1 pseudogene is annotated in these 603 nt (G+C 56.7%); it reads left to right on the forward strand.

Annotated features, from left to right (window positions below):
* Positions 1–319: pseudogene (locus K5E40_RS34405) on the forward strand (hypothetical protein); the annotation flags it as partial.
* Positions 320–603 lie beyond the last annotated feature (284 nt).

A 603-nucleotide genomic window follows, 5' to 3' on the forward strand; every position in this document is an offset into this window, starting at 1 on the left:
AAATCTAACGTCCGTTCGGGCATCGAGGTCCATGTCGGGGTGGGACGGGCCCGTGGCTTCAAGATCACTTGCAGTCCGACCGCGATGTCTTGGTTGCGCGAGAGGTTGTCGATATCCTCCACTTCCATCATCAACCCTGGATAATGCCGCCGCCGTCATCGCCGCCGACGCCCGTGCCGGGCTTTTCGGGCCTGTCAGGCTTGCTCGGCCTTCAGCCTGCCTGGGCGAGATCTCCGGCGGACGGATTAACGGCGGAGCTTCGCCGCCTTTCGTGCGTGTGAAGGCCGAAGATAGTTCTCTCAAAAACATCCGTTTATGAGAGATACCAAATGTCATTTTCAGAAGACGACTGCACCAGTTGATTGGGCGTAATGGCTGTTGTGCAGCCAGCTCCTGACAGTTCAATATCAGAAGTGATCTGCACCAATCTCGACTATGCTCAATACTCGTGTGCACCAAAGCGAGGTGAGCATGGCGACGGGCTCTGTTGCAAACATGGGGCACGGCCGCGCGGCGTCACCCAGTTGGGGGATTAGGCAGCATTGGCGAAATGCTTATTGAGCATAATCATGGTTTCGGTCAGGGCCGAGGGTCCAATTCCGA

It is taken from the genome of Pseudomonas baetica (assembly GCF_019733355.1).
In the GTDB taxonomy this organism is placed as follows: domain Bacteria; phylum Pseudomonadota; class Gammaproteobacteria; order Pseudomonadales; family Pseudomonadaceae; genus Aquipseudomonas; species Aquipseudomonas baetica_A.